At 63.5% G+C, this 479-nt stretch carries 1 protein-coding gene; it reads right to left on the bottom strand.

The features are described 5' to 3' along the window. Positions 1-479, bottom strand: a 479-nt coding sequence (locus tag G5C50_RS32155) for an efflux RND transporter permease subunit (RefSeq protein WP_206107952.1), incomplete at both ends; no start/stop codon positions are given.

Raw genomic sequence — 479 nt, 5'->3', positions numbered from 1 at the left:
CGCATGCGGTCGATGTTGAGCATGATCCGCATGGCGTAGGCCCGGTTCCCCAGGATGTTCGCCGTCCCCACCCCACGCGTCCGCCGGATCTCCGGCAGCACGTTCACCGTCACGTAGTTGTACAGGAAGTTCTGGTCCAGCTCCGGGTCCGTCCCATAGATGTTCACATACATCAACATCGACGTCATGTTCTGCTGGACGATGATCCCTTCCAGCTCGACGATGTTCGGCAGCCGGTTCTTGACGATCTGGATGCGGTTGTTGACGTTGAGCACCGCCACGTTGGGGTCGGTCCCCGGCTCGAAAATGATCTGGATCGCCCCCTCGCCGGCGCTGGTGGCGGCCGAGGCCATGTAACGCATGTCCTGCACGCCGTTGATCGCCTGCTCGAGGATGATCAGCACCGAGTCCACCAGCACCTCGGCGCTGGCCCCAGGGTAGCTGACGGCGACCATCACGCTCGGCGGCGCCACCGAGGG

It is taken from the genome of Paludisphaera rhizosphaerae (genome assembly GCF_011065895.1).
GTDB lineage: Bacteria > Planctomycetota > Planctomycetia > Isosphaerales > Isosphaeraceae > Paludisphaera > Paludisphaera rhizosphaerae.
Note: the sequence above shows the minus strand (reverse complement) of the source record. Positions and strands in the feature narration are given on the sequence as shown.